Annotated in this window: 23 protein-coding genes; 8 read left to right on the top strand and 15 right to left on the bottom strand. The window is 39.6% G+C overall.

Annotation, left to right across the window (positions count from 1 at the left end; genetic code table 11):
• Window positions 1-29 precede the first annotated feature (29 nt).
• From FTU05_RS11695 to FTU05_RS11670, 6 genes are all read right to left on the bottom strand, one after another.
• The gene (locus tag FTU05_RS11695; RefSeq protein ID WP_180165414.1) at window positions 30-1,769 is read right to left on the bottom strand and encodes an ABC transporter ATP-binding protein; all 1,740 of its coding nucleotides are present in this window, start codon (window positions 1,767-1,769) and stop codon (window positions 30-32) included.
• A gap of 13 nt (window positions 1,770-1,782) precedes the next feature.
• Window positions 1,783-2,922, bottom strand: a complete 1,140-nt coding sequence (locus FTU05_RS11690; protein ID WP_078190066.1) for an ABC transporter permease — start codon at window positions 2,920-2,922, stop codon at window positions 1,783-1,785.
• Between the two features lie 7 nt (window positions 2,923-2,929).
• Entirely contained in the window at window positions 2,930-3,868 is a 939-nt protein-coding gene (locus FTU05_RS11685; protein WP_078190067.1) for an ABC transporter permease, read from the bottom strand.
• A 10-nt stretch (window positions 3,869-3,878) separates the two neighbouring features.
• Window positions 3,879-5,894 carry a M3 family metallopeptidase gene (locus tag FTU05_RS11680; RefSeq protein WP_180165412.1) on the bottom strand — a complete coding sequence of 672 codons (2,016 nt, stop codon included), beginning with the start codon at window positions 5,892-5,894 and terminating at the stop codon, window positions 3,879-3,881.
• Between the two features lie 23 nt (window positions 5,895-5,917).
• Window positions 5,918-7,681 (bottom strand): ABC transporter substrate-binding protein, encoded by a 1,764-nt coding sequence (locus tag FTU05_RS11675; RefSeq protein WP_373685302.1) that lies wholly within the window; start codon window positions 7,679-7,681, stop codon window positions 5,918-5,920.
• A 67-nt stretch (window positions 7,682-7,748) separates the two neighbouring features.
• On the bottom strand, window positions 7,749-9,476 hold the full coding sequence (locus FTU05_RS11670) for an ABC transporter substrate-binding protein (RefSeq protein ID WP_180055390.1): 1,728 nt from the start codon (window positions 9,474-9,476) through the stop codon (window positions 7,749-7,751).
• Between the two features lie 788 nt (window positions 9,477-10,264).
• Between FTU05_RS11670 and FTU05_RS11665 the strand changes: the two genes are divergently transcribed.
• From FTU05_RS11665 to FTU05_RS11645, 5 genes are all read left to right on the top strand, one after another.
• Window positions 10,265-12,961: a TonB-dependent receptor gene (locus FTU05_RS11665; protein ID WP_218953368.1), complete on the top strand. Its 2,697-nt coding sequence runs from the start codon at window positions 10,265-10,267 to the stop codon at window positions 12,959-12,961.
• Between the two features lie 149 nt (window positions 12,962-13,110).
• Complete coding sequence (locus FTU05_RS11660; protein WP_180026721.1) at window positions 13,111-13,809, top strand: energy transducer TonB; 699 nt, start codon at window positions 13,111-13,113, stop codon at window positions 13,807-13,809.
• Between the two features lie 28 nt (window positions 13,810-13,837).
• Window positions 13,838-14,701 (top strand): MotA/TolQ/ExbB proton channel family protein, encoded by an 864-nt coding sequence (locus FTU05_RS11655; RefSeq protein WP_180165406.1) that lies wholly within the window; start codon window positions 13,838-13,840, stop codon window positions 14,699-14,701.
• A 14-nt stretch (window positions 14,702-14,715) separates the two neighbouring features.
• Window positions 14,716-15,141, top strand: coding sequence for a biopolymer transporter ExbD (locus tag FTU05_RS11650; RefSeq protein WP_078190074.1), 426 nt, complete (start codon window positions 14,716-14,718; stop codon window positions 15,139-15,141).
• An 18-nt stretch (window positions 15,142-15,159) separates the two neighbouring features.
• Complete coding sequence (locus tag FTU05_RS11645; protein WP_078190075.1) at window positions 15,160-15,573, top strand: biopolymer transporter ExbD; 414 nt, start codon at window positions 15,160-15,162, stop codon at window positions 15,571-15,573.
• Window positions 15,574-15,677: 104 nt separating this feature from the next.
• On the opposite strand, the gene FTU05_RS11640 is transcribed toward FTU05_RS11645, so the two are convergent.
• The 6 genes from FTU05_RS11640 to FTU05_RS11615 all read right to left on the bottom strand — a co-directional run bounded on the left by FTU05_RS11640 (window position 15,678) and on the right by FTU05_RS11615 (window position 20,907).
• Window positions 15,678-16,136 carry a nucleoside deaminase gene (locus tag FTU05_RS11640; RefSeq protein ID WP_180129905.1) on the bottom strand — a complete coding sequence of 153 codons (459 nt, stop codon included), beginning with the start codon at window positions 16,134-16,136 and terminating at the stop codon, window positions 15,678-15,680.
• A 39-nt stretch (window positions 16,137-16,175) separates the two neighbouring features.
• The gene (gene bioD / locus FTU05_RS11635) at window positions 16,176-16,820 is read right to left on the bottom strand and encodes a dethiobiotin synthase (protein WP_180165404.1); all 645 of its coding nucleotides are present in this window, start codon (window positions 16,818-16,820) and stop codon (window positions 16,176-16,178) included.
• Window positions 16,817-17,605: a malonyl-ACP O-methyltransferase BioC gene (gene bioC, locus FTU05_RS11630; protein ID WP_180165402.1), complete on the bottom strand. Its 789-nt coding sequence runs from the start codon at window positions 17,603-17,605 to the stop codon at window positions 16,817-16,819. Before bioC ends, bioD begins: the two co-directional genes overlap by 4 nt.
• 7 nt (window positions 17,606-17,612) lie before the next feature.
• Window positions 17,613-18,770 carry an 8-amino-7-oxononanoate synthase gene (locus FTU05_RS11625; RefSeq protein WP_180165401.1) on the bottom strand — a complete coding sequence of 386 codons (1,158 nt, stop codon included), beginning with the start codon at window positions 18,768-18,770 and terminating at the stop codon, window positions 17,613-17,615.
• On the bottom strand, window positions 18,767-20,059 hold the full coding sequence (bioA, locus tag FTU05_RS11620; protein WP_180165400.1) for an adenosylmethionine--8-amino-7-oxononanoate transaminase: 1,293 nt from the start codon (window positions 20,057-20,059) through the stop codon (window positions 18,767-18,769). The genes FTU05_RS11625 and bioA overlap by 4 nt, the downstream gene beginning before the upstream one ends.
• A gap of 86 nt (window positions 20,060-20,145) precedes the next feature.
• The gene (locus tag FTU05_RS11615) at window positions 20,146-20,907 is read right to left on the bottom strand and encodes a hydrolase (protein ID WP_180163558.1); all 762 of its coding nucleotides are present in this window, start codon (window positions 20,905-20,907) and stop codon (window positions 20,146-20,148) included.
• A 193-nt stretch (window positions 20,908-21,100) separates the two neighbouring features.
• On the opposite strand from FTU05_RS11615, the gene FTU05_RS11610 reads away from it, so the two are divergent.
• Window positions 21,101-21,634, top strand: a complete 534-nt coding sequence (locus FTU05_RS11610) for a peroxiredoxin (RefSeq protein WP_373685300.1) — start codon at window positions 21,101-21,103, stop codon at window positions 21,632-21,634.
• A 57-nt stretch (window positions 21,635-21,691) separates the two neighbouring features.
• On the opposite strand, the gene bfr is transcribed toward FTU05_RS11610, so the two are convergent.
• The 3 genes from bfr to FTU05_RS11595 all read right to left on the bottom strand — a co-directional run bounded on the left by bfr (window position 21,692) and on the right by FTU05_RS11595 (window position 24,831).
• Window positions 21,692-22,156 (bottom strand): bacterioferritin, encoded by a 465-nt coding sequence (gene bfr, locus FTU05_RS11605; protein ID WP_067762676.1) that lies wholly within the window; start codon window positions 22,154-22,156, stop codon window positions 21,692-21,694.
• Window positions 22,157-22,517: 361 nt separating this feature from the next.
• The gene (rlmF, locus tag FTU05_RS11600; protein WP_180165398.1) at window positions 22,518-23,492 is read right to left on the bottom strand and encodes a 23S rRNA (adenine(1618)-N(6))-methyltransferase RlmF; all 975 of its coding nucleotides are present in this window, start codon (window positions 23,490-23,492) and stop codon (window positions 22,518-22,520) included.
• A 427-nt stretch (window positions 23,493-23,919) separates the two neighbouring features.
• Complete coding sequence (locus FTU05_RS11595) at window positions 23,920-24,831, bottom strand: LysR family transcriptional regulator (protein WP_078194112.1); 912 nt, start codon at window positions 24,829-24,831, stop codon at window positions 23,920-23,922.
• A gap of 98 nt (window positions 24,832-24,929) precedes the next feature.
• Between FTU05_RS11595 and FTU05_RS11590 the strand changes: the two genes are divergently transcribed.
• A complete protein-coding gene (locus FTU05_RS11590) occupies window positions 24,930-25,538 on the top strand; it encodes an FMN-dependent NADH-azoreductase (protein WP_180165397.1) in 609 nt (202 codons plus the stop codon).
• A 367-nt stretch (window positions 25,539-25,905) separates the two neighbouring features.
• On the top strand, window positions 25,906-26,994 hold the full coding sequence (locus tag FTU05_RS11585; RefSeq protein WP_180165396.1) for an aldehyde reductase: 1,089 nt from the start codon (window positions 25,906-25,908) through the stop codon (window positions 26,992-26,994).

The following is a 26,994-nucleotide window of genomic DNA, read 5'->3' as shown; positions in this document are numbered from 1 at the left end:
CGCTCATTTGAGCGGTTTTTTTATGATTACTAAGCAAATTGTTCAGTGGTTTGTGGAATCGCACTCAGCAAACGCTTGGTATATTCATGCTGCGGCGATCTATACAACTCATCCGAGTTTGCAATTTCAACGATATCACCATGGTTCATCACCATGATTTGGTCAGAAATATATTTCACTACAGATAAATCATGTGAAATAAAGATATAGCTCAAACCAAACTCATCTTGTAAGTCTTGCAATAAATTCAGAACTTGGGCTTGAACCGAAACATCTAATGCAGAGACAGACTCATCACAGATCAAAATTTCTGGCTTTAAGGTCAAGCATCGTGCAATGGCAATACGTTGACGCTGACCACCAGAAAACTCATGTGGATAGCGATAAAATGCTTGTGCAGGCAAACTGACACGTTCAAGTAAATCAAACGCCATTTGCTCTCGTTCTGCATCATCCTTCCCAATCTGATGCACTTGCATCGGCTCCATCAGAATTTGACCCACAGTAAAACGTGGATTAAGTGAAGCATATGGGTTTTGGAAAATGATCTGTATTTTGCGCTGATATTGGGTAAATTCTTTTTCGCTCATCGCCAAAATATCATGACCTTCAAACAGCGCCTGACCACCTGTCGCTTCCTGTAGACGCATCAGTAAAAGGCCGATTGTGGTTTTACCTGAGCCAGACTCTCCAACCAACCCGAGCGTTTTACCTTTCGCCAGTTGAAACGAGACACCTTTGACCGCCTGATATTCATCCTTACCAAATAAACCCTTGCGGCTATAAAAAGATTTTTTCAGGTCTTTGACATCTAAAATAATCTGTTCGTTACCCGTAAGACCACGCGTTCGTTGTCTACGGGTTTCCTCAGATAAATGCACATCCTCAATCAGCTCATCACCATTTTGACGCATAAAATCACTGATCATTGGCAATTTATAAGGACGCTCAGACATCTGAGGACGGCACTTGAGCAAAGCGCGTGTGTAAATATCTTTAGGATGATCCAGCACTTCATTGACCAAGCCTTGTTCACGGATTTCTCCATGACGCATGACAATCACCTGATCGGCAATTTCACTTACCAATGCTAAATCATGTGTAATGAACAGCATCGACATCTCACGTTTCTTTTGCAAGGCTTCGAGTAAATCTAAAATTTGCTTTTGAATCGTCACATCAAGTGCTGTGGTTGGCTCATCTGCAATCAATAACTTCGGCTCACACGCAATTGCCATAGCAATCATGACACGTTGCTGTTGGCCACCTGACATTTGGCTAGGATAGGCATCAATTTTCGTTTCAGGAGAAGGAATACCCACTTCCTTCAATAACTCCAAAGTCCGTGCTCTGGCTTGCTTACGCCTCATACCTAGATGAAGTCGTAATACTTCGGCAATTTGATCGCCCACCGTAAAGACAGGATTGAGTGACGACATCGGTTCCTGAAAAATCATCGCAATATCTTTACCGCAGATATTGCGCATTTCTCTTGGTGACAGACTCAGTAAATCCCGCCCTTCAAAAATAATTTTACTACTTGCATCTATACGGCTTTGGTCACGTGGTAACAGCCCCATGGTTGCCAACGAGGTCACCGACTTGCCACTACCAGATTCTCCCACAAGTGCCACAGTTGTATTGGCAGGAATGTCAAAAGATATTCCTTTGACCGTTTCGATATAGCTTTTATCTTCGGCTTTAAAGCTCACTTTCAGGTTTTGAACACTGAGGAGCGTTGGTTTAACAGTTTGATTTTGTTCCGTCATCCTTTACCCCTCGTTATTTCAATTTTGGATCTAATGCATCACGCAGTGCATCAGTAAACATCGAAAATGCCGTAACCAATACCGCCATCGCTACAGATGCTGCGATAAGTTGCCACCATTTACCTAAAATCAATTCACTTTGTGCTTCATTAAGCATACTTCCCCATGACACAACCCCAACAGGAACGCCAAATCCCAAGAAGCTCAAAATCACTTCTGACTTAATAAAGGCCACCACTAAAATCGAGATTTGCACCAATGCAATATGACTGACGTTCGGAAAGATATGCACAAAGATGCGTCGGAAATGACTCACCCCTATCGCTTTGGCAGCGAGTACATATTCACGCGAAGTATGTTTCATATACTCTGCGCGAATCAAACGATACACCCCCGTCCATCCAGTAAGTCCTAGAATGAGGACAATTGACAAGATCCCCTTTTGTTGTAGTACAGCAGCAATCGCAAGAACCAAGAGCAAATACGGAATCGAGGTAAAAATGTTATAGAACCAGTTTAAAATATCATCGACCCAACCACCGAAATAGCCAGAAATTGCCCCTAAAATTGTCCCAATCACGACAGCAAGTAATGCAGCTACCACGCCAACAATAATAGATGTTTCAGCACCTTTAATGGTTTTTTGCAGGACATCCTGCCCCCATTTATCCGCACCAAACGGTAAAGTTTGTTTTAGCTCGCTTTGTTGATCTAACAAATGGCCACCCAATTGCTGATCAATCGCTTTCATATCTTCTGCTAGTGGATCGACAACTCCATAGTAGTCAATTGCATTGGCACCACCTTGCTCAGTCGCAATCTCTGCATTCAGTTCAGCAATTACATCTTTTAAAGGATCAACAGGATTTTCAGGCAATGCCATATCTTCTGCTGATGCTTTGGTTTTGGCTGTTTCATTGAGTTCCGCCCCAATAAAACTTGGAGGTGCATAACTAACTGCCACTTCTTTATTCCAATTGGATGCAACCACGCCTGTCATCGACAATAGCAACACCACGAAATAGCACAGTACAACGAACAACGACACCATCGCTAATTTATCGGCCTTTAGGCGTCGCATCGCCAACTTCCACAAGCCAGTCGATGCAGGTGTTGATGCCGTTGCTTTGGTCTTATTGAATATTCCTAGCATAGGCCACCTACTTCAACTGAACGCGAGGATCGACAAGTTTATAAATCAAATCCGCGATTAAGTTAAAAATCATTGTAGCCGCTGCAACGTAGACTGTAATCGCCTTAATGACAGGGAAGTCACTGCGTTCAACAGCAATAATGACTTCACGACCAATACCCGGAATACCAAAGAATCGTTCAATCAGGAAAGCGCCTATCAGCAGTGCCGGTAGACTCGACATGACATCGGTAATAATTGGAATTGAGGCGTTACGCAGTACATGTACACCTAAAATACGGCTTTCACCCACACCTTTTGCGCGCGCAGTTCGAACATAGTCTTGATTGACTTCATCCAATACAAAACTGCGGTATAAGCGCAAAGTTGGCGCAATACTCACCACCAACATAATTAATATAGGCAGTAAACCGTATTTAAATAAGTTTTCGCTAAAGTGATCACTCCAGCCTTGAACCGGAAACCAACTCAACTGATATGCAAATACGTATTGGAAAACAATAATGTAAACCAAAATACTGATCGACATACCAATCGTACAAAGCATCATAATCATACGATCGGTTAATGTGCCACGAACTGAAGCCACAGCAAGTGCCAAACCAATTGAAATGATCGTTTGCAAAATAGTTAAAGGAATTAAAATCGTCAGCGATGGTCCTAGACGGGTCAAAATAATATCTGACACCGACTCACCTGTACTCCAACTCATTCCATAATCAAAAGTTAAAATCTGCTTAATGAAAATCCACAATTGTACATAATAGGGTTGATCAACCCCCAACTGTTGACGGATGTTTTCAATTTGCTCTGGGTTCGACATTTTGCCTGCTAAAATATATGCAGGGTCCCCACCTACCCAGTTAAATAAGAAGAATATGAGCAGAACAACCCCCAACATCGTTGGGATCATCTGCCATATACGCCGTATGATATATGCCAGCATAAAGTTGTCCTTACTTCACTCGTTGTCCAGTAATTTCATCAAAGAAAGCTTTGTTATCAGGTTTACGACCTAAGAAATCATGTACCAATTTTTCTGCTTCATATTGACCACCTTGCGACAAGATCGTTTTACGGTAGCGTTGTCCCACTTCAGGGTTATTTAGGTTATCTCCGAAAGCAGACAACATATCGAGTGCCATCACTTCAGACCACATATAGCCATAATAGCCAACTTGGTAACCGCCCATGATATGGTTGAATTGTCCTGGGAATTCAGTACTTGGGACATAGCCTAAAGCTGTCTCGCCTTCCATTTTCTTCCAAACATCTAAAGGTTTAACACTCAAAGCATCTGATGAGTGAAGTGCCATATCATATTTTGCATACAAGGCTTGACGTGCATAATGTAAACCACGTCCATAGCTATGAACTGCTTTTAATTTATTAATCAGTGCATCATCTACAGGTGGACACGTTGGATTACAGTAATTTGCGAGTGTAGATAACGTTTCTTTACGACGCGCCCATTCTTCATACATTTGTGAAGGTGCTTCTACAAAGTCGCGCTCTACTGAAGTCCCCGATTGAGATGCATAGCGTGTATTCGACAAAATACCGTGTAAGGCATGACCAAACTCATGAACAAAGGTTTCAAGTTCATCACTATTTAAACCTTTACGGTTAAAGTTGGTCACTAAAGCAGAAATCGGTTTACGCTTAGTCAAGGTACTACCACCTTTTACGCCCCAAACAGCTGCATGACCGTACTTCCCTTCACGTGGGTATTTATCGATATATAAACCACCAAGCAGCTCACCGGTCTTTTTATCTTTTACATCATAATATTCAACTTCTGACTGCCAAACATCAACTTTCGCAGGCTTAAATTCAATGCCATAAAGGTCAGATGAAATGGCAAAAATCCATTCTTGAGATGCTTGGGTTGGGAAATAGTCACGCAATTTTTCTTGATCGATTTGGTACTTTTCTTTGCGAAGTTTTTCACTCCAGTAACTCTCACTCCAGCGATTGATTTCAGCTTTTTCGAGTGGAATTTTCAGGCTTTTCGCTTTGAACTCACGTAAAGTCTCAACTTCTTTTTTCTCTAAAGGTGCCACCGTTTGATGAACATCGGCTAAGAACTTATTCACTGTTTCAGGGTCTTTTGCCATACGGTGTTGCAACACCCATTCGGCATAGCTTTTTTTACCAAAGAGCTGTGCAATTTCATAACGTAAATCCATTGCTTGCTTTAACAATACTAAGTTTTTCTCAGTACCACGACGCGTGAATGCAGTTTGGTAACGCTTACGCGCATCATCGCTTTCTGCTAGTTCCATAAATGGACGGTATTCTGGGTATTCAAAACCGAGCAAATAATTGCCCTTTTCATTTTTCTTTAAGCCCGAAATATAGCTGTCTGGCAAGCCTTTCAACTCCGCCGGTGTAAACTCCAGTTTTTCTTTATTATCTCGTACATTACGCGCATATTCTTGTTCAATTTTTGCTAATTCATCAAAGATAGCTTTCAAACGAGCACGTTTTTCAGGTGTAAATTGTACCCCTGTATTTTCAAAACCATCCAAGATGTCTTGACGCATTTTTTTATCAATTTCGTCATTGGTTTTGAGTTTTTTAATTTGCTCATAAAGTTTTGGATTTTGATAAACCGAAGTTTGAAACTCCATAATTTTAATTTCACAATCTTCCGCAGCCTTACGTAAAACCTCATCAGGATCGACGTTGCTATATAGTCCGATTGGTCCATAAAAATCTTCAAATTTGGCAAAAATTTGATCCCACTCCGCCAAAACAGGTGCTGCTTTTGCATTATTTTTTATCTTTTTTTGCTCAAATGCCGCTAAATCTGTTTTCACTTGCTGAATTTTGGCATCACACAGCGCAGGTATTTCTTTGGCTTGGAACTTTGGCAAAGTACTCCGTATTGAATCTTCGGCTTGAACGAATTGGCTAGCGCCGATCATCAACATACTGAGGGTGGTGAGTTTCAAAGCTTTATTTTTCATAATTTCTCCAGTTTTGTTCCATTTTATTTTTTCGGGTCAATATCGATGTACATCCATTCTGTTGCCAAAATTGGATGCTTTTTATAACCAATCACGCGTGGTTGCGACAACACACTACGGTAACGTGCATAATTAATTTGGACAGGCATGTACACTTCTAATATGCGTGACATTTTCCGATAGATTGCATCACGCTCCGGTCCCGGTTTCATACGCTGCGTCTGTTCATATAAACGGTCGTATTCAGGAATTTTTGAACAGCCGTTGTTGGTGACATTGATATTTTTGCCATAGAACAATTGCATAAAATTGTCTGCATCTGGATAGTCTGCGATCCATGCAGATGCTTTAAACATGGTTTTACACTGTTTTTCGGCTTTTAAAGCTTCTGCAAATGGCATCGACTTTGTTGTCATTTTAATTTTAATGCTATCTAAAGTTTTCTTCCAAAATTCGCCCAACTGCTGACTACGGCTACTATTGCCCGATATCGTCATTTCAATCGTAAGCGGTTTACCATTCGGTTGAGTACGCCAGCCATCTGCGCCGACTTTATAGTTATAACGATCGAGCAATAAATTTGCCGCTTTAACTGAGTATGGAATACTCGACTTATAATTCGGGTCATAGCCGACAACACCGAGTGGAATTGGGCTTTGTAATTTTTGTGCATCACCATTCATCAAAATTTTGATTTGATTATCTGCTGAATAAGCCATCGCCATTGCACGACGTAATGCAATTTTTTCTTTACTAAAACCTCCAACCACAGGGTTTTGCATATTCCAATAGTGATAGTCGATAGAGGGATCAGAAATCCGCGACATTTGGATACCTTTTTTAGCCAACTCAGGCTTTAGCTCTCCATCTTTTAAGGCTTGTACCGACAAATCTCCATCTAGTACCAACAAATCCGCTTCATTTTTTGCAAAGGTCAACCAACGTGATTGTGATTCTTCCATCACCTGAATATCAATCACGCCAATTTGCGGCATTTTTTTGCCTTGCATGGCTTTTACGATCTTTTCATCTTTGGCATCTGATGCCTTGAAGTCCCAGACAAAACCACGATAGTTGGGATTGGCCTTTAAAATAATTCGTGAGCCAGGTGTCCAGCGTGTCAAAATATATGGCCCTGTACCCACCGGTTTACCCATCACAAAACCCGCTTTGTCTCGATATTTTTCGACCACTTCACGTGCCATAGCCGATGCAGGTTGATGAGCCAATAACATTGGAAAGTTTTGATCTGGAGAATTTAAACGAATGACAAGGGTATAACGATCAGGAGTTTGTATGCCTTCAATTGGTGCATCATAGTCAAACTTACCTGTTTTTTTCGCCTTATCTAAAACCTTCTCCATGCCTAAAATGCGGCCATCGAGTAGCCAACTGTTTGGTGAGCGAAGTTGTGGATCGACTAAACGTCTAAAGGTATATGCATAATCAGCCGAGGTTAACTCTCTTTTCTTGCCCTTAAACACAGGATCATCAGCAAAATAAATGCCTTTTTGCAGGCGAATGGTATAAGTCAAACCATCAGCACTGATTTCTGGCATCGCAGCCGCCGTTTTAGGAACCAACTTTGCTGGTGATGCTAAATAGTCATAGGTATATAAGGTTTCAAAGATTGAGGTATTCACATGTGCAGAATACAGATCATGTACGCCAACTGGGTCAAAACCTGTTTCTGCGACAGGGAAAATATGACGTAAAACTTTATTTGGATCTGCTGGATTCTTTGCCATTGCTAATGTCGGCATCGCACTGAATAGCACTCCCCCCATCAAACACGCTGTAGCAAATTTGGTTAGCGTAAAATTCGAATTTCGCTTCATTGTAATCCTGACTCAATTATTTTTTACTAGGCTGAATATCGAGATATTGCCAACTGGTGTTCATCATTGGATGTGTTTTATACCCCTGAATTTCAGGGTGAATTAACCAATTACGAATCCGTGTAGAATGGATAATCCAAGGGTTATCCGCTTCAATTTGACGGTTCATTTTTTCATAAAAAGGTTCACGATCTTTAGGTTTCAACACAATTGCTTGTTTATATAGTGCGTCATAAGCTTTAGATTGATAACAACTTAAATTCCCTTGTCCTGAATTTGGCCCATATAGTAATTGAGCAAAGTTCTCCCCTTCAGGATAATCTGCAATCCACGCTCCTGACCACATCATATATTTACATTGCATTGCTTCTTTTAAATTATCAGCAAAGTTACTGACCTTAAACTGTACCCGTATCCCAATGGCATCGAGATTTTTTTTCCACAACTCAGATTGAATCACTGATTTAGAGCTATTTTCAGTATTTATTTTTAAGGTCAACGCTTTACCATCGGGCAAGGTTCGATAACCATCAGCACCTTTCTTATACCCAAATCGATCCAGTAATTTATTGGCCAGCAATGGGTTATATCCCAAACTGCTGCGATATTTTGGATTAAAGCCACTCACACCTTCTGGCAAAAACATTTCAGCCTTTACGGCCTGCCCTTGATATAACTGTTTAATCGCTTCAGCTTGATTGTATGACATGCTGATAGCACGGCGTAACGCAATCTTTTCAAGGCTTTGACCACCGACAAGCGGGTCTTGCATATTGAACATGCTGTAGGTGATTTCAGCATCTTTATTTGGATAATGCTTAATGCCGAGCTTTTGCATATCAGGCTTAAGTTTATTTTGCGAATCTAAGGCTTGCGGTACTGCATTTGAGGTCAATTTATCAAAATTCAGCTGCCCTGTTTTAAATGCTAACCACCGTGACTGTTCTTCTTCAATAATACTGACGGAAACTTTGCCGATTTGCGGCATTTTCTTCCCGTTCATTTCTTTAACTAACTGATTGTCCCAAGCTGTGCCTGTCGATTTAAAATTCCAAACAAAACCACGATAATTCGGGTTTGCAACCAGTTCGATCTTGCTACGTGGCACATATTTACTGAGCTGATACGGCCCCGTTCCTACAGGATGTTGTGCAATTTTATTGCCATAAAATTCAACAACTTCTTTTGAAACTGCTCCAAACGTAACATAGGCCAAAATATATTGGAAATTATAGTCAGGGCGCGTCAAAGTAATTTGCAAAGTATAAGGATCTATCGCTTTTAGGCCGGCAATTGCTGCATTGTAATTAAATTTTCCTGACTTTTTTGCATCCGCAACGACCGCATCCCCCCCTAAGATCTTGCCATCAATAAATGAATAAGTCGGAGAACGGTTAGCTGGATCTAAAATTCGCTGAATTGCGTAAATGTAATCTTGCGCAACCAGCTCGCGTTTTTTCCCCTTAAAGGCTGGATCATCTGAAAAATGGATGCCTCGTTTGATTTTGAAGGTATAGACTTTTCCTTCTTGTTCAATCTTTGGCATCGCTTCAATGGTATTTGGGACAAGAACGACAGGACGTGCTAGATAGTCATATTTCAATAAGGGTTCAAAAATCGCTTCCGCAATATTGCCACTATAATAATTATAGGTTTTGACCATATCAAAACCATCATCAGGTGCTTCAAATGCAATATTTAAAACTTTATTCGATTGTGCAGAAGCTTGAACCTCGGCCATCATCCCTGTTGAAATTAATAATGCAAGGAGCGCTATTTTAAATTTTCTAGTTTCCAAACCTTTTCCTTTCTGATGATTTTTTAATAATACAAAGCCGCAAGCAGACTTTAAATAAAGCCACCCTCACTAAAATAAAACAATCCAGTTTAAATTGAGTTTTAAACGTAGAACTTAATACAGCAATTAATATAAAGCGAAATTCATGCCACCACTCCTTGGTTGAAAGTTATCTGAATTAAATATCCTTTTAAATTCATTTTTTAAGATAAATTTATACTAATAGTGACTTTCCGAGTAAAGCTCGTTTTTATCAAAAATTCAACTCTTGGATGTGTACTCATCCATGCACATTCTGCACAAATATAATACATTCGTGATTCATAATGGATCATGTTCAGATGAAATGACAGATGGCATTCAAGTAAGCTACTGAATTTATAGTTTTTATTTTTTATTTATTTATCTTATTAGCTTTATAAATCAAATACATAAATACGAATTAAATCACACTTTTTTAGAATTTATTTGCATCCAATCATGTTTTTATTATTTTTTTTGATCAAATGTTAAATTCCCAATAAAACCCAATCAAAAGGATAATTTTAAAAAATATACTTACCGTTCATCTTAAATTTCTCCAATTTAAAATCAATAATGTAGATATTTATCAGTATTTTATATTTGAAAATAAAATTTAAATATAAATATGGCACTTGAATTGCTTAAAAAGAATCAAGCAATATCGCTAACTACAACAAAAAGGAATACTTTTACTATGAAAGAGAAAAAAAATGCTAAATCTGTGGGGGGGCACACCATTTAGCAAAACAATACTTAAATTAAGTACTCTTAGTTTAAGTATGCTGTGTTTATCTTTAGCGCATGCAGCAGAAACAAATGAAGAAGAAACAGTTAAGCCAACGAAAGTAGCCAAAGTCACTGTAACGGGCTCTTCAATAAAAGGGGTTTCCGCACAAAGCTCTTCACCAATTACCGTGATTAAAGTTGAAGAATTAACCAAGCAAGGAGTCACAACAACTGAAGAAGCATTGACTAAAATTAGTGCGAACCAAGCAGGTTACAGTACAGCGCAAAACGTTGGTGCAAGTAATACTTCAGGCTCAACAGCAAACTTACGTGGTCTTGGACCGGATAAAACCCTCGTCTTACTCAATGGACGTCGTTTGGCTTATAGCCCATTTAGTACATCTGAAACCAACTTAAACACTATTCCGCTTGCAATGGTTGAACGTATTGAGGTTTTACGTGATGGTGCATCTGCAATTTATGGTGCTGACGCAATCGCAGGTGTAATTAACTTTATTACCAAAAAACAATACACTGGCTTAGGTATTAGCGGTGGTTTACTCAAACCAGAAGATAAAGGCGGCGAAGAATACGATGTTTCGATTTTTGGTGGCTATGGCGACTTAGATGAACAAGGTTTTAACGTTTATGGCGCAATTGACTACCGTAAAGCCAAAGAAATTATGGCAAAAGACCGTAAAGTCAGCCGTCATGGTGGCCTTCTACCTGAGTTAGGTATCGATGCTGGTTCAGCAAATGGCTTCCCTGCTAACTTTCTTGATCCAAACGGCGGGCCTTTAGATGCAGACGGAAATCCTGAAGGTGTATTAGCGAACCCGTATGGTGGTGCAGCGAATTGTAATAATTTAACCAATGTCACTGAAGATGGCGGACTCTGCTTCCTCAATACACAAGCTTTAATTGGTATTCAGCCAGAAACTGAGGACTTGTCTGCAATTGGTCGTGCAACCATCAAACTTAGCGATAACTTCAACGCTATTGGTGAATATGTCTATGCAAAAAGCAAAGTGACGACTTCTATTGCTCCAGACGTCTACAGCCGCTCTGTCACGATTCCTAAAAGCAGTCAATATTATCCAGGCGAGGGTATTACCCCTGGTGTAGATGGTCTAAGTGGTGATCCATTACAACTTTACTTACGCTCTCAAGCGGGCAACCGTGTTTCACAATCTATCAATGAATCACATCGTATTTTTGCCGGACTTGAAGGTGAAGCATACGGTTGGGATATCAACGGTGGCGTAACTTACGCAAAAGGCGAAGCATCAGATAGCTTTGTAAGTGGATACTTAAATCGTAACAAACTACAAGAAGGATTAAATGACGGCACAATCAACCCATTTGGTCCATCTGCAGATGCTAACGTTTGGAACTCATTAAATGTGAGTGGAACAACAAACGAAGCAACACTTGATTCCACAACATTTGACTTTACCGTGAGCCGCCCGATTTACACCTTACCAGCTGGTGATGTTGGTTTTGCATTTGGTGGAAGTTTTACAACGCAAGATTGGGAAGCAAAAGTAAACTCTGAGTTAGTACGCCTTGTACCGGGTAGTGGTATTGACCCAGACAAACCTCTGAGTAAAGGTGACCGAGATATTACTGCCGCTTTTGCTGAGCTTCAAATTCCAATTACCAAAACAATTGAAGCTCAACTTGCAGCACGTTATGACGACTACAGCGATTTTGGCGACACTTTCAATCCAAAAGTCGGTATTCGTTGGGAACCAATGAAGCAACTTATGTTCCGTAGTACCTACAGTACTGGTTTCCGTGCTCCAAGCCTTTGGGAAATTAATGCGCAACAAAGTAAAACCTACACTGGCGCAAAATATAACGACCCTGTCCTTTGTCCAGGCGGTAATCCAACTTCACCTCAATATCAAACCGAATGTAATACTCAGTTCTACCGTATGCAAGGTGGTAACCCAGATCTTCAGCCAGAAGAATCTAAAACATTTACCGCAGGTTTTGTTTACGAACCAATTAAAAACTTAGTTTTAGCTGTTGATTATTACAACATTGAAATTGAAGAATTAGTTGGTCAAGTAGGTGAAACTTCAATTTTTGAAGATCCTGAGAAATATGCTTCATTATTCGTGCGTGGTGCCGATGGTCGTATTGAATACATCAATACCATTCTAATGAATACAGGGGGTATTAAAACTCAAGGTATCGACATTAGCTTAGATTATCTTTCACCATTAACCGCGACAGGTCGTTTTGGCTTTGGCATTAATGGTACCTATGTCATCAAAAATGACTACCAAGAAGAAAAAGGCGGTGATTGGGAAGGCTTAGTAGGTGTGTATGACGACCCTGCTGTTTTACGTTGGAAGCACACAGCGAACCTAAATTGGAGCTATGAAAACTGGAAAATCATCTTCGAACAACAGTTCTTCCGTGGCTACGATGACCAAAACCAAATCGGCGAAGAAAAATTTGATAAACACCGTGTGCCTGATTACACACTGTATAACGTTGCAGGAACATACAGTGGTTTCAAAAACTTAGAAATCACTGGTGGTATCAAAAACCTATTTGCTGAAGAGCCTGCTGCATCGAACGTATTAGATAACTTCCAATATGGTTATGACCCTCGTTATAGCGATCCTACTGGTCGTACATTCTATGTCCGTGGTACTTACAAGTTCTAAAAGCTAAATTTGCCAGTACGATTCCAACTGGAATTGTACTGGCACTATTTATTTAATTAATTAGTCAAACATAAAAAAATGCAAAAAACACTTATATCTCAAGTGCCAATTTCACTATTGATTGTTTGTCTCACATTTCAGGAGTAGTAATGGGCAAAAGCTTTTCCGAATTAGAAAATAATTCCGGCAAACGCCTGATCGGAATTGGGGCAGTCATTCTTCTGCATCTCATTGTACTCTACGGATTAATTACTGGCCTGTCCAAAAAAGGTGAGAAAACTGTAGAAGAACCTGTTGAATTAATCATTATTCAAGATAAAAAACCTGAGCCAGAAAAACCGAAACCAATTGAAAAACCACCTGAATTACCAAAACTCGTTAAGGAAGTGCTCAAAACACCAGACCCTCAACCTGAACAAAAGGTTGTTGAAAAAGCTGCACCAACACAAACAGTGAAAGCCGTTTCAACACCTACGCCTACAGCCTCTCCATCTCCTAGCCCTGTTGCAGCACCTGCACCAATCGCTGCGGCAGCACCCGCTCCTGCCCCTGCTCCAAAACCAGCTGGGGAAACACGTGGTGCATCTGAGGGTAGCGTTGGATGTAAAGAACCAGATTACCCTCGTGAAGCTGCAATGGCAGAAGAAGTAGGAACTGTCCGCATCTCTGTATTGGTTGGGCCTGACGGCAGTGCGAAACAAGTGAAGGTCAAAAAATCGAGTGGTACTAAATCTCTAGATAAGGCTGCTAGCAAAGCATTCAGCTTATGTACATTTAAGCCTGCACTCAAAAATGGTGAGCCAGTTGAAGATTGGTTTGATATTGAATACGAATTTAAACTTGATTAATGAATCTACAAAAATTTGGAGAATATAAATGAATAAAATGATGAAATCTGCGCGTATTTTTGCATCTGCTACAGTTTTAGTAACAAGTACATTACTCCCACTGCAAGCAGCATTTGCTGAAGAATCTGCAAATACTGCAACAACACAAGTAGAAACTACGAATACAACAAATACACCTGCACCGCCACCAATGCCTACAGCAACCAAAGAAGTCTATAACCCGTATGGCTTAGAAGCACTATGGCGTGAAGGTGACATCGTTGCTAAATCGACACTCTTTATCTTGGTCCTGATGTCGATTGGAACTTGGTACATCATGGTCACTAAATTTATTCAACAAGCTAAAATTAAACGTCAAGGCAAAGAAGCCGAAGCTAAATTTTGGGATGCTGCTTCAATTGATAGCGCAGCAGAAACCTTAGACGAATCGAGTGCATACCGCTTTATTGCAGAAAAAGGCATTAATTCAACCAAAAAATATGGCGGTAATCTGCTGGAACGTATCGACTTCAACACATGGGTGACTATTTCAATCCAGCGTGCTATCGATAAAATTCAAAGCCATTTAAGTGGTGGATTAGCTTTTCTCGCAACTGTCGGTTCGACTGCACCATTTGTGGGTTTGTTCGGTACAGTTTGGGGTATTTACCATGCTTTAACGGCAATTGGTATTTCAGGTCAAGCATCTATTGATAAAGTTGCAGGCCCAGTCGGTGAAGCCCTAATTATGACGGCAATTGGTTTGGCTGTAGCAGTACCTGCGGTTCTTGGCTATAACTGGTTAACGCGTCGTAATAAAGCAGTTCTAGATAATGTTCGTACCTTTGGTTCAGATCTACACACCGTACTTTTAAGCGGTGAGATCAAAAACAATAATAACGACACAAAATAAGAGAGGCATCAGCCATGGGAATGATGGTCAATTCAGATGGTGACGAAGATGATGTAATTTCAGCCATTAATACAACACCTTTGGTTGATATTATGTTGGTGCTGCTCATTATTTTCTTAATTACAGTACCTGTTGCAATCCATACAGTTCCGGTGAAGTTACCTGAGGAAAAAAACACACCTTATGAAACTAAACCGATCAATATTCAGATTGCTGTCAATAAAAATGGCGATATCTTCTGGAATGAAAAATACATTGCAGATAAAGACACGCTGATCAGTCGACTACAAGCGGAAGCTAAAAAGCGTCCGCAACCTGAAGTTCATATCCGTGGCGATCAGGTGACAAAATATGAAGCGATTGATGAAGTCATTAGTGCAACACAAGCAGCAGGAATTGGCAAAATTGCTTTTGTCACGACTCCTGTTGCCGCACCATAATCGGATGAGGGACAAGGTATGGGAATGAATGTCGGTTCCGATAAAGACGATGATGTTATGTTGGACGTCAACATGACGCCATTGATCGATGTGATGTTGGTTTTGCTCATTATGTTTATTATCACAATTCCAATTCCAAATAACTCGATCAATATTGATTTACCAAACGGTACGCCACCGCCAACCAATGAAAAGCCGCCTGAGCCGGTCACCTTACGCATTGATGCGCAGGGTAAATTATTTTGGAATGGTCAACCCGTTGCCAATAAGCAAGCTTTAGAAACACTTTTTGCTGGTGTTGCACAACAAGCAGATCAAGATACGATCAAAGTGCAACCTGACAAAATGACAGAATATAAAGATGTCGCTATGGTGATGGCAGCAGCACAACGTTTGAATGTCAAAAAAATTGGTGTCTCAGCAAATCAATAATTGCTCTCCAACAAAAAAAGCCAACTGATCACCTCAGTTGGCTTTTTTAATTCTTCACAGAAATCTATACAGTTAGTGACTCAGAAAGAAACTCTTATTATTTATTAAGTATTTTTCTGCTTCCAAAATTCATATAGCTCATGATCACAGTTTGGCTTTAACTGACTAAAACTCAACCCTTGCTGTTCATGAGGTTCATGTCTTAATTTTTCGGCAATCTCTGCTGTAGATAAGCCATAGGCTTCTGCATCAGCATTTGAATAGGCATACACAATTTTTTCAACTCCAACCATTCGCAGAGCTGCCAAACACATTGGACACGGTTGTCCGCTCGCATAAACGACACAGTCCTTCAAAGACGTCGTATTTAAATTTTGTGCGGCTTGTCTTAATGCATTTAACTCGGCATGAGATGTCGGATCGCCCGAGATTAATATTTGATTCACCCCTGTACTCACCACAACGCCATGCTTAACGATCACAGCACCAAATGGTCGGCCACCTTGCTCAATATTTTCTTTCGCAAGTTGAATCGCAAGTTCTATAAACGCATGATCCGTCATAAATACGCCCAACTATTGTCAATATAAAGAGTTAGCCCATTATGCCAATACAGGAACATCAATCCATAACGCCTCTGGAAAGTGTTTCGCTAAATATGCTTTTAAATATTCAGCAGTATCTTTAGAAATCAATGCATCTTGCGATTCATCATTTAAATTATAAGCCAGTGCATAAAGTGCCAAGCCACGACTTTTTAGTGCTTCCAAACTTAAAATCGTATGGCTAATGCTGCCCAAACGCCCCGAAGTCACCAAAATAACGGGATATTGCTTCTCTACAACATAGTCGATGGTTAAAAGGTTCGTAGTCAATGGCACCATCAACCCTCCCGCACCTTCGAGTAAAACGTTGTCATATTTTTCAGTTAAACGTTTTGTCGCATATTCAATTTTAGCAAAATCAATGTCACGTCCATCGATTTTGGTGGCGAGATGTGGCGACGCAGGATAACTAAATATTTCAGGCATCGTGAGTTTGGTTTCATCTTCGACCAACAACCCCGTGCCCATAATTTGACGATGTTGTTCTATATCCTCAGAAATATCGACATTGCCTGTTTGGATCAACTTTTGCGTGATCGTTCGCGCCCCTTGTTCATTCCATATTTTAGCCAAATAGCCCGTGGTATATGTTTTACCGATGCCTGTATCGATCCCACTAATGAAATAAACTTGCCCTGTCATGGCATTCTCCGTGCAATACAAAAAATCGGATGATAGGTCAGTGCATAACGCATCTGCCTAGTTTCATCACGCAAAGAAAACTGTTGATATGCTGAATAAAAATCAAAGAGTGATTGTTTCGTCCAACGAAAATGTGAGGCTGTCGCAGTCACACCTGTCGCTTTTAAATGCTGCAAAACCTGCTTTGGATGATCAAAATATAATGCCGTTGTCTGCTCTGAAAGATGCAGAATTTCAAAACCATTTTGACTTAATATGACTTGAAGCATATCGATATCGAGGTAATCCAAACCCTGCCCAGTCAAAGCTTTTATTTCCTGTAAATTCTGCTGTCCAAAGGTCGAAAAACAAAAATATGACTCTGGATTTAAACTTTGAAAGGCTTTTTCTACAATGCCTGCAAAGTTCCCTACCCATTGCAAAGCCGAACTGGATGCGATCAAGTCGATATGCTGTGGAAATTCTAGTTGTTCGATATCTCCTAGCCAGTACTGAATCTGTGGACTTGAGGGAAAATACTGTTGAATTTCTGCATACAGATCATTTAAAACCAAATGATTGATTTGCATATTTTCCAGCATTAAATGGCTTAAATTCCCCGAGCCACATCCAATTTCAAAAACGGTTTCTACGGGGTGATTTTGCAACTTTGGACAATACTGCTGCATCAACTCAAATAAATGTTGAGCAATCTCTTTTTGTGCTACGGCATGTTCAGCATAGCTGTGCCCTGCCTGAGCAAAGCGCAACGCCACTTGGCATTTATCAATCTCAAAATTATTCACAAGTCACTCACAACAATTGAGTCAACTGATCCAAATCAGTTTGTGTAATTTGAGCAGTGAGTGAAATGCGTAAGCGCGAACTATGCTGCGGCACAGTGGGTGGACGTACAGGCATGATATAAAAACCTGCTGCTTGCAAAGCTTGAGCCTTTGCTACAGTTTTATTCGACTCGCCAATAATGACGGGCACAATATGTGATGTAGATGGACAATCAAAACCTTTGTCTTGCACAGCTCGCTGCAAACTTTGACTGATTTGCTGTAAATATTGACGCTCTGCTTTTAAATTTAAAACATTCTTGAAGATAAAATCTGTCCACGCCATACAGATCGGGGGCTGTGCGGTACTAAAAATCAACGGTCGCATCGAGTTAATCAAATAGTCACGAATAATCGCATGACAGATGAGATACCCCCCTATTGAAGCCAGTGCTTTACCAAATGTCCCGACTAAAAGATCAATATCATCCATCACTTGATATTGTTCAGCACAACCTAAACCTCGCTCACCGCGCACACCAATGGCATGCGCTTCATCGACATATAGCATTACTTTGGAAAATTGCTTTTTGATCCGTACCAGTTCAGCTAAATCGGTTTCATCACCATCCATGCTGAAAATCGATTCAGTCACTACAATGATCCGCTCAAAAGCCTCATTTTCATGATATCTGCATAAAAGCTGAGATAAATGTGCCAAATCATTATGGCGATAGCGCACATATTTCGCAGTTGATAAGCGGATGCCATCAATCATACTGGCATGAATCAACTTATCCGCCAATATCAAGGTTTTACTGTCTGCAAGCGCAGGTAAAATCCCGATATTCATGTGATAACCACTGTTGAATAACAGAGCTGCACGGCCGTGAAAGGCTTGGCTTAAATTGTCTTCAAGCTGTTCATATTCAGGAAAATTTCCTGTCAGCAATCGAGAGGATGATGAACTCATCCAACGTTGATTATTCGGGGTCTCATCAAAAAACTGTTCACGAAGCTGAACATTGGACGCCAAGCCCAAATAGTCATTTGACGCCAAATTCAACATTTTGTGATCATGAATACTAATGTAACGATCGTGCTGATGATTTGACGTGAACTGACGTAAGTTGCCATGCTGTTTCAGCTGATCAAGCTGCTCTGAAAAATGGTTGAGCAGATTCATGCTGGCTGCTCCATGTTTTTCACCACCTCAACCATGTGTTCTAACAATGTTTTTAATTCATGTTCAGAAATAATATATGGCGGCATGACATAAACCAGCTTACCGAATGGACGAATCCAAATGCCACGACGGACGAACTCCTGTTGTAGCGTTTTCATATCGACATTAAAGGTCAATTCCACCACACCAATAGCACCAAGTATTCGCACATCTTGCACATAATTGAGTTTAGCTAACGAACTCAAGCCCAACTTTAGCTGTTGTTCTATACGTTGAATATTACTCGCCCAGTCCTGTTGCATTAAAAGTTGGGTACTTTTCAGCGCAACTGCACACGCCAGCGGATTCGCCATAAAGGTTGGGCCATGCATAAACACGCCGGCTTCGCCTTGGCTAATAGTATTCGCGACTTTCTGCGTAGTCAGGGTTGCAGACAAGGTCATATAACCGCCTGTCAGTCCTTTACCAATACACATAATATCTGGCTCAACTGCGGCCCATTCCCAAGCAAAGAGCTTTCCTGTTCGCCCAAAGCCTGTGGCAATTTCATCAAAGATCAGTAAGATATTATATTTTTCGCAGAGTAATTTAGCTTGACGCAAATATTCAGGATGGTAGAAACGCATGCCTCCTGCACCTTGCACAATCGGCTCTAGAATCAATCCCGCAATATTTTCATGCTGTTCAGCAAGTGTCTTTTCTAGTTCAGCAATATCCATAGGATTCCACACTTGGTCAAAGCCAATTTGCGGTGCTGGAACGAATATACGATTGGGCAAACTGGAACCAAATATCTGATGCATCCCTGTCACGGGATCACACACAGACATCGCATTCCAAGTGTCGCCATGATAGCCAGAACGTGGAGTGACAAAATTGGTTTTATTCGGTTGATGCAAAGACGCCCAATACTGCACCGCCATTTTTAAGGCCACTTCGACAGCAACCGAACCTGAGTCAGCAAAGAAAATTTTATCTAAACTGGGCGGGGTGATTTTTAACAGTAATTTAGCCAGTTGAATCGCGGGATCATGCGTCAATCCACCGAACATGATATGTGACATCTGTTGCAGTTGATCGGTCACTGCCTGATTTAGCTCGGGATGGTTATAACCATGAATCGCACACCACCATGAAGACATACCATCAATCAATTGATGACCATCTTCAAGCTCAATCATCACCCCTTGTGCACGTTTCACTTTAAACGTTGGAAGGGGCTGAGTCATCGATGTATAGGGATGCCAAATATGCTGCTGATCAAATTGTAGATCGGTTAAATTGGCCATCCCTCACTCCATGTATCAGGCTAAAACATCAATGTGGCAAGATGTTAAACCCACGGCAATGAAAAATAAATTGCCATAAAGCCCAGCTAGTCAGAGATTTGTTCTATTTTCTTTAAATATTGGCAGATTTTGCAACTTATGACTTCAGATTGAAACAATGGAAAGCCATGTGAGCCAGAAACCAATTCAGTCTCCAAAAACTTTACAGCTAAATTACGCAGTAAGCGTTCAACTTTGTAACTAACTAAAAAATCTTGCTTAGCAAACAAATGGTATTGATGACCAGTGTAATTTTTCAAGATACTGACATTATTAAGCTTCTCCAAACAGTTCAATCCTGCTCGAAGCACATCTAAATTTTGCGCTTGAATCAAACTTTGCAAGGTGATGAAATCTTGCTTGCTGCTATCAGTGCCCTGACAAACCATATAACCAAACTTTTTTAGGGTCGAAATTGCATCCTGCTCGAAAGATTGTTTGAAGCTTTGAAAACTGACTTGATCCATCGCAGCAGGCCACTGTTCATCAGCCACAAAACTTGGATTTGAACCTAATGTGATCAGCGCTTTCTGTTGTTGATATTTTTTTTGAATTTCATCTACCAAAATCGTCGCCAATTGACCACCAAGAGACCAGCCAATAATCACATCAAATTGCTGCGCCAATTCAACTTTCTGTTCGATCACTTCTAGATTTAAGGCATCAAAAATATTCCATAATTCGACCTGATAACCTTGTGTGATCAATGCCTGCTGTAAAGGAGCAAGTAATTTACGACCGCCGCCCCAGCCAGTAATAAGTAAAATATGTTGATTCAATACAAACTCTAAAATTAAACGATTCCACATAGTATAAAAGTTCAAAGCAAGTTTGATAGTGGCATTTCAGCACATCAACCGATTTGCCAAAAGACATTCGCAATCGACTTCAATAAATATAAAATCAGCCAGCCTACAGCGCTTTAAAATTTGTTAAGATCGAATAAAGAACAATATAAACTGATGCTCTATGAAAGTTTCTTCATTGCTTAAAATCTGTTTCATGACATGTGCTTTAATAGCAACGACCCAAATCACAGTTGCCGAAACATCAATACTCAGCACCAGTCAAAACAAACAAAAACAATGGGTTGGCACACCCGCACCCAACTTTAAATTGCAAGATCAAAATGGAAAATGGCACGAACTGAAGCAATATCAAGGGAAATGGCTCGTTCTGTACTTTTATCCCAAAGACAACTCACCCGGTTGTACAGAAGAAGCCAATCAATTTAAAACCCTGTATCCACAATTTTTAAAAACTAATGCGGTTGTTTTGGGCGCAAGCTTAGATGATGTTGCATCACATCAAAAGTTCTCTAAAGCACTCGGACTTCCCTTTCCAATTCTTGCCGACCACCAGCATAAGCTGGCGACACAGTTAGGTATTGTACGAAACTTAGGGATTTTGAAAGTTGCCAAACGTGAAACCTTTCTGATTGATCCGAAAGGCATTATTGTGTATCACTACAGTAGTGTGAATACACAGACACATGCGGCGCAAGTTTTGGCAGATATCAAAAAACTACAACAATAGTTTTCATGACTTAATAAAAAACCCAGCTTGTGCTGGGTCTTTAGATTCTTTCGCAATTTACATTTGAGACTGAATATAGTTTGGTAAGCCAATCAGTTCGATCAAACGCATTTGCTTTTCAAGCCAGTAAGTATGATCTTCTTCAGTATCTGACATTTGCTGACGTAGCATGTCACGGGTCACATAGTCACCTTTTTCTTCACACAATTTTACGCCTTGTGCTAGTTTCTCACGAACATGATATTCAAGCGCCAAATCCGCTTTTAAACAGGTCACAACGTCTGTACCGACTTCAATATCATCACGATTCATATTCGGCGTTCCTTCAAGGAACAATACGCGACGAATCAATGCATCTGCATGTGAGCCTTCTTCTTGGCTTTCATGATCGATACGTTCAAAGATTTTGCTCAGGCCCCAATCTTCATACATACGGGAATGAATTAAGTATTGATCACGAGCAGCCAGTTCGCCACCGATCAGCATATTTAAGTAGTCTACGACTTCTGGATTGCCACGCATTTTCTTCACTCCATACCCTTTTCAAATATTATGGACAAGTTTCAAAATGAATGCAAAATATAATTTTTGTAAGTTTATGATTTATATAAAATTTAAATGATAAACATACGCATTTGCAGTTCAATTCAGCGCATTTTTCACATATAAAAGAAGCCCTTGCAGAATATTCAATGCATTTAGAACACGAAATAATCAAAAATCGCTGGATGCTGTTTTTTGTAACAATCAACAATGCGTCTTGTTTAGCAAAAATATCTCCTAATTGATTCAACACACTGTACTTATCGCTATGGGAAACTTTATATTGATGCTCTATGCATTGCTGTCAAAGACTAGGCGAAAACCTCCAAAGAAGACAGACTTAAGCTGAAGTCCAACGTGCATTCTTCCATGCTTGCTGCTGCTTTGAATCTAAAAAAGTCCAAGCGACAAAACGGCTTTCTTTTTGTCCCTGCGTCATTTTAATCGTTTTCACATCCACTGCGCCGCTCTTCGCTAAGGCCTTTAAAAGCACTGGCAATGTTGTTTTCTTGGAAACTAGTGTACTAAACCAAAGGCATTGCTCTGCAAACTGAATGCTCTCTTGCACCATTTGGCAGACAAATCGTTCTTCGCCGCCATCACACCAGAGTTCGTTTTTTTGACCTCCAAAGTTTAACACCACCTTGGTACGATCAACCAGCTTGCCCAGTTTTCTTAATTTTTGCGTTGCTGTCGCGTTGGCTTCATCTTGCGAGGCATGAAATGGCGGATTACACATGGTCAAATCAAAACGATCTGAAGGTTTGATCACACCATTGAAAATATTGCTCGCTTTTTTCTGCAATCGAATCTGAATACCTTTACGCAGATTCGGATTTGCCTCCACAATAAATTGGGCACTTTTAACCGCTGCAGAATGAATGTCTGAGCCGACAAATTTCCAGCCATAGCTTCGATGACCAATGATCGGATAAATACAGTTCGCGCCAACCCCAACATCTAAGACTTGAACGGTGTTTCCAGCTGGAATCAGACCTTTATTGTTAGCACTCAACAAGTCAGCCAAATAGTGGATATAGTCCGCTCGCCCCGGAATAGGCGGACAAAGATAATCTTGAGGAATATCCCAATATTGAATGCCATAAAAATGCTTGAGCAATGCTTTATTCAACATTTTCACAGCGTGCGGATCAGAAAAATCTACCGATAAATCGTTATATTTATTTGGGCTGACAAAAGGTGCAAGTTCCTTACAGCTCTTGATTAACTGAGGAAAATCGTAACGACTACGGTGCAGATTTCGTGCATGTAATTCCGACTTTTGCTGCGGAAAAGATTTCTTTGCTTGCGCCATATGTATGCCAATATTCAACGGGAGAACAGAATCATCTGATAAGGCAGGATATCTACCTGCAAATTAGTTGATATTGTACGTGAATCTACCCCCCAATTGCTCCCCCAACCTGTTATTTGTCTTTCTGCAAATCAATAACCACGTGGACATCTATTCTTATTTAATCTGTACATTTTTGGTTGCTATAGCATTAGATTTCATTAAAAAAACCGTGGAAGATGAAGAATCAACAAAAAAGCCCAATCTGTGATGATAGGGCTTTTTATACCAACATAAGACAATGATTTATATGAAATAAAAACTTACAAAAGAATTTCGTATAACGTGTATTATGTTAATTTTAGGAAAGCTTAATAAATCCGTGTTTAAAAATTAAACTAGAAAGATTTTGTATTACTATCAATTTAGAATTCCTCTCTTATAAATCTTATTTAATGACGCTATCTTTTTGTATTGATGAAGCTATTTTATCAATGGTAGTACGAACACGTATTGGTAAGAAATTTGATCTTTTCCATACAATTTGAATAGGATAGTTAGTACTTGAATAGTTAGTAAGTAGGTGTATTAATTGACCACTTTGTATATATTCTTGAATCAACCAGGAAGGTAACCAACCAATTCCTCCATGCATTAGTACATAATCTAATATGCTTTTTATGTCATCCATTTGAACTTTATTTTTTGGCAAATATTTCATAGTTTTATGATGAGAACTTTGAAATATCCACTTTTCAAGCTGCCCATTTTTCAAATATCCAATAGTCTGATGGTTATCTAAATCTTTGATGCTCTCAGGAACCTGGTATCTTTTTAAATATTCAGGTGTGGCACAGAGCCACATTGCATGCTCAGAAATCTTTTTAACCATTAATTGACTATTATCTTCTAAATTACCAATTCTTATCACTAGGTCATAATTATCTTCAATTAAATCAATATAACGATCATTAAAAGAAAGAACCATATTCAAATTTTGATGTTCATCTGCTAAGTCTCTTAATATCGGAACTATGAACTTTTGTCCAAATAATACAGGCATAGAGATACGTATCATTCCCTGAATATTTTGATTATTACTTTCAAATAATGTCTCAGCTATTAATAATTCTTGTACAGCCCGCTGGCTATGTTCATAGAAAATACTACCTTCTTCTGTGAGAGCTAAATGACGTGTATCTCTGTTAAAAAGTACTACTCCGAGCTGTACCTCAAGCTTTGAAATCATCTTACTGACAGCGGAACGAGTCAGATGTAATTTTTCTGATGCTTTAGTAAAACTTCCTTGTTCAACAACACTAATAAATGCCATCAAACTTTTCAGATCATTAACACGCATATTAGTTCCAATTGGGAATCAATGAGTTGATTTATTATCACTTTTGTATCCAATTTATCAATGATAATCTAATTAAAATTCATATTAGGAACCTTACTATGAACAGAATTTTAGTTATCAAGTCTAGTTTTATGCAGGAAAAATCTCTAAGTAATCAGCTCATTAATAAATATTTATATAGACGTAAGCAAAGTGGTTATGTTGACCAAATAATTGAACATGATCTAGGAGCTATGAACTTACCAGTATTAAACTTAGAGATATTTAATGCCTTACGTGGAGAGGCGAATGAAAAACCTGAGGTAAAAGCAGCAGTAGCTCTCTCTGATCAATTTATTCAAGAGCTGAAAGATTGTGATCTATTATTGATTGCAGCACCAATGTATAACTTAAATGTACCAACCCAATTAAAAAACTGGTTCGACTTAATTGCACGAGCACAAGTAACTTTTCAATATACAGAAACCGCACCCGTAGGATTAATTAAAGGTGTTAAATCAATTATCTTTAGTTCACGTGGTGGTTTTCATCAAGATCTTCCAACAGATGCTGTTACAGCATATTTAATAGCAGTATTAGGATTAATTGGTATTGATAAGGTAGATTTTATATATGCTGAAGGCACTGATATTAAACCATTAGGGAAATCTAAAGCACTTGAATTAGCTTCACAGCAAATTGCTTTACAAACGAACGTAGGATTGTAAGTATATTCTTCCTTATGGCAATGAAATTATAATTTTCTATTGCTCTAAGGTTCCTATTTAACATAATGGCGATTATACGAAATTCAGAAGAAGCCTAGACCTAAGATCTAGGCTTTAAGTTAAAGCGCACAAGTTAGATATGACTCTTTATCCATTCATTTGTGAGATTTTGCGTCCATAATCATAAGAATATACATCTATCCAACATTCATCCCATATTCGCGTTTTTTAAGATCAATAAAAAAAGTACTTTTACAGCATTCACATACATTTTCTGCTGAATTCAGAGCTCATTAAACCCAATCATCAACATATATTTTTTAAATTAATCAAAGACAAAACTAAATATTCTCAATATGATAAAAAAATGCGTCAATTAAAGTTGAAGAATATGAATAGCAAGACAACAAAACAGATACTCGTCACAGGCGCGACAGGCTATATTGCCAGTTGGGTAATTAAAAACTTACTTGAATTAGGTCATACAGTGCATGCCACAGTTCGTGATCTGAATAAAACATCAGGATTTGCACATCTCGAAAAAATTGCAGCTGGTACAACTGGCACTTTAAAACTATTCCAAGCCAATTTATTAGATGAGGGTGCATTTGATTCAGCCATGCAAGGTTGTGACATTGTGATCCATATGGCATCTCCTTTTGTAGTGACCAACTATAAAGACGCGATTAAAGATATTATTGAGCCAGCCATTTTAGGCACTGAAAATGTGCTCAACAGTGTCAATAAAACTGAGTCAGTAAAACGTGTTGTCGTGACTTCAAGCATCGCATCAACCTATGGTGATGCCATTGATATTCTACAGACCGAGCATAATGAATTTGATGAGTCTCACTGGAATACCTCCAGTTCAGAAACTCATCAGCCTTATCCATATTCAAAAGTAATGGCTGAGCGCAAAGCGTGGGAAATGCAAAAAGCACAGAACCGCTGGGATCTGGTCTGTGTCAATCCAGCATTGGTCATGGGGCCATCTTTAACTGCGTCAACACAGTCAGGAAGCGTTGAAGTGCTACAACAGTTTGCCAATGGTATGACTTTGGCGGGTGTTCCACCAATGTGGAATGGTATCGTCGATGTTCGCGATGTTGCCGATGCGCACATACAAGCAGCTCTCAATCCCGCAGCGAGCGGACGTTATATAATTAGTGGTGGCACATTAAGCCTATTAGATATGGGCAAATTATTGCGCGCACATTTTGGGAATAAATTTCCATTTCCGCGCAATACCTTACCGAAGTTTGCTTTTAAGGCATTTGGCCCTCTTGCCGGCTTCCCTCGTAAATTTGTTGAACTCAATATGGGCTACCCAATTTACTTTAATGCAGCTAAGAGCAAGAAAGAATTAGGGATCGAATACCGTGATATTCAAAACAGTGTGGTTGAGCATTTCCAACAACTTCTCGATGACGGTGTTGTGAAGCAATATATTCCGTGA

This window comes from Acinetobacter sp. YH12049 (assembly GCF_013419875.1).
GTDB classification, from domain to species: Bacteria; Pseudomonadota; Gammaproteobacteria; order Pseudomonadales; family Moraxellaceae; genus Acinetobacter; species Acinetobacter amyesii.
The sequence above is the reverse complement of the archived record's forward strand: the minus strand, read 5'-3'. Positions and strand labels throughout refer to the sequence as shown.

What these genes read in the sequence shown, in the direction of transcription:
- FTU05_RS11615 (WP_180163558.1), bottom strand. Translation starts at nt 20,907, where the DNA reads ATGTGGAATCGTTTAATTTTAGAGTTTGTATTGAATCAACATATTTTA.
- FTU05_RS11695 (WP_180165414.1), bottom strand. Translation starts at nt 1,769, where the DNA reads ATGACGGAACAAAATCAAACTGTTAAACCAACGCTCCTCAGTGTTCAA.
- FTU05_RS11685 (WP_078190067.1), bottom strand. Translation starts at nt 3,868, where the DNA reads ATGCTGGCATATATCATACGGCGTATATGGCAGATGATCCCAACGATG.
- FTU05_RS11650 (WP_078190074.1), top strand. Translation starts at nt 14,716, where the DNA reads ATGGGAATGATGGTCAATTCAGATGGTGACGAAGATGATGTAATTTCA.
- rlmF (WP_180165398.1), bottom strand. Translation starts at nt 23,492, where the DNA reads ATGGCGCAAGCAAAGAAATCTTTTCCGCAGCAAAAGTCGGAATTACAT.
- bioA (WP_180165400.1), bottom strand. Translation starts at nt 20,059, where the DNA reads ATGGCCAATTTAACCGATCTACAATTTGATCAGCAGCATATTTGGCAT.
- FTU05_RS11590 (WP_180165397.1), top strand. Translation starts at nt 24,930, where the DNA reads ATGAACAGAATTTTAGTTATCAAGTCTAGTTTTATGCAGGAAAAATCT.
- FTU05_RS11680 (WP_180165412.1), bottom strand. Translation starts at nt 5,894, where the DNA reads ATGAAAAATAAAGCTTTGAAACTCACCACCCTCAGTATGTTGATGATC.
- FTU05_RS11670 (WP_180055390.1), bottom strand. Translation starts at nt 9,476, where the DNA reads ATGATGGCCGAGGTTCAAGCTTCTGCACAATCGAATAAAGTTTTAAAT.
- FTU05_RS11675 (WP_373685302.1), bottom strand. Translation starts at nt 7,681, where the DNA reads ATGGGGGGAGTGCTATTCAGTGCGATGCCGACATTAGCAATGGCAAAG.
- FTU05_RS11665 (WP_218953368.1), top strand. Translation starts at nt 10,265, where the DNA reads ATGCTAAATCTGTGGGGGGGCACACCATTTAGCAAAACAATACTTAAA.
- FTU05_RS11660 (WP_180026721.1), top strand. Translation starts at nt 13,111, where the DNA reads ATGGGCAAAAGCTTTTCCGAATTAGAAAATAATTCCGGCAAACGCCTG.
- FTU05_RS11585 (WP_180165396.1), top strand. Translation starts at nt 25,906, where the DNA reads ATGCGTCAATTAAAGTTGAAGAATATGAATAGCAAGACAACAAAACAG.
- FTU05_RS11690 (WP_078190066.1), bottom strand. Translation starts at nt 2,922, where the DNA reads ATGCTAGGAATATTCAATAAGACCAAAGCAACGGCATCAACACCTGCA.
- FTU05_RS11640 (WP_180129905.1), bottom strand. Translation starts at nt 16,136, where the DNA reads ATGACGGATCATGCGTTTATAGAACTTGCGATTCAACTTGCGAAAGAA.
- bioD (WP_180165404.1), bottom strand. Translation starts at nt 16,820, where the DNA reads ATGACAGGGCAAGTTTATTTCATTAGTGGGATCGATACAGGCATCGGT.
- FTU05_RS11655 (WP_180165406.1), top strand. Translation starts at nt 13,838, where the DNA reads ATGAATAAAATGATGAAATCTGCGCGTATTTTTGCATCTGCTACAGTT.
- FTU05_RS11645 (WP_078190075.1), top strand. Translation starts at nt 15,160, where the DNA reads ATGGGAATGAATGTCGGTTCCGATAAAGACGATGATGTTATGTTGGAC.
- FTU05_RS11625 (WP_180165401.1), bottom strand. Translation starts at nt 18,770, where the DNA reads ATGAATCTGCTCAACCATTTTTCAGAGCAGCTTGATCAGCTGAAACAG.
- bfr (WP_067762676.1), bottom strand. Translation starts at nt 22,156, where the DNA reads ATGCGTGGCAATCCAGAAGTCGTAGACTACTTAAATATGCTGATCGGT.
- FTU05_RS11610 (WP_373685300.1), top strand. Translation starts at nt 21,101, where the DNA reads ATGACATGTGCTTTAATAGCAACGACCCAAATCACAGTTGCCGAAACA.
- FTU05_RS11595 (WP_078194112.1), bottom strand. Translation starts at nt 24,831, where the DNA reads ATGCGTGTTAATGATCTGAAAAGTTTGATGGCATTTATTAGTGTTGTT.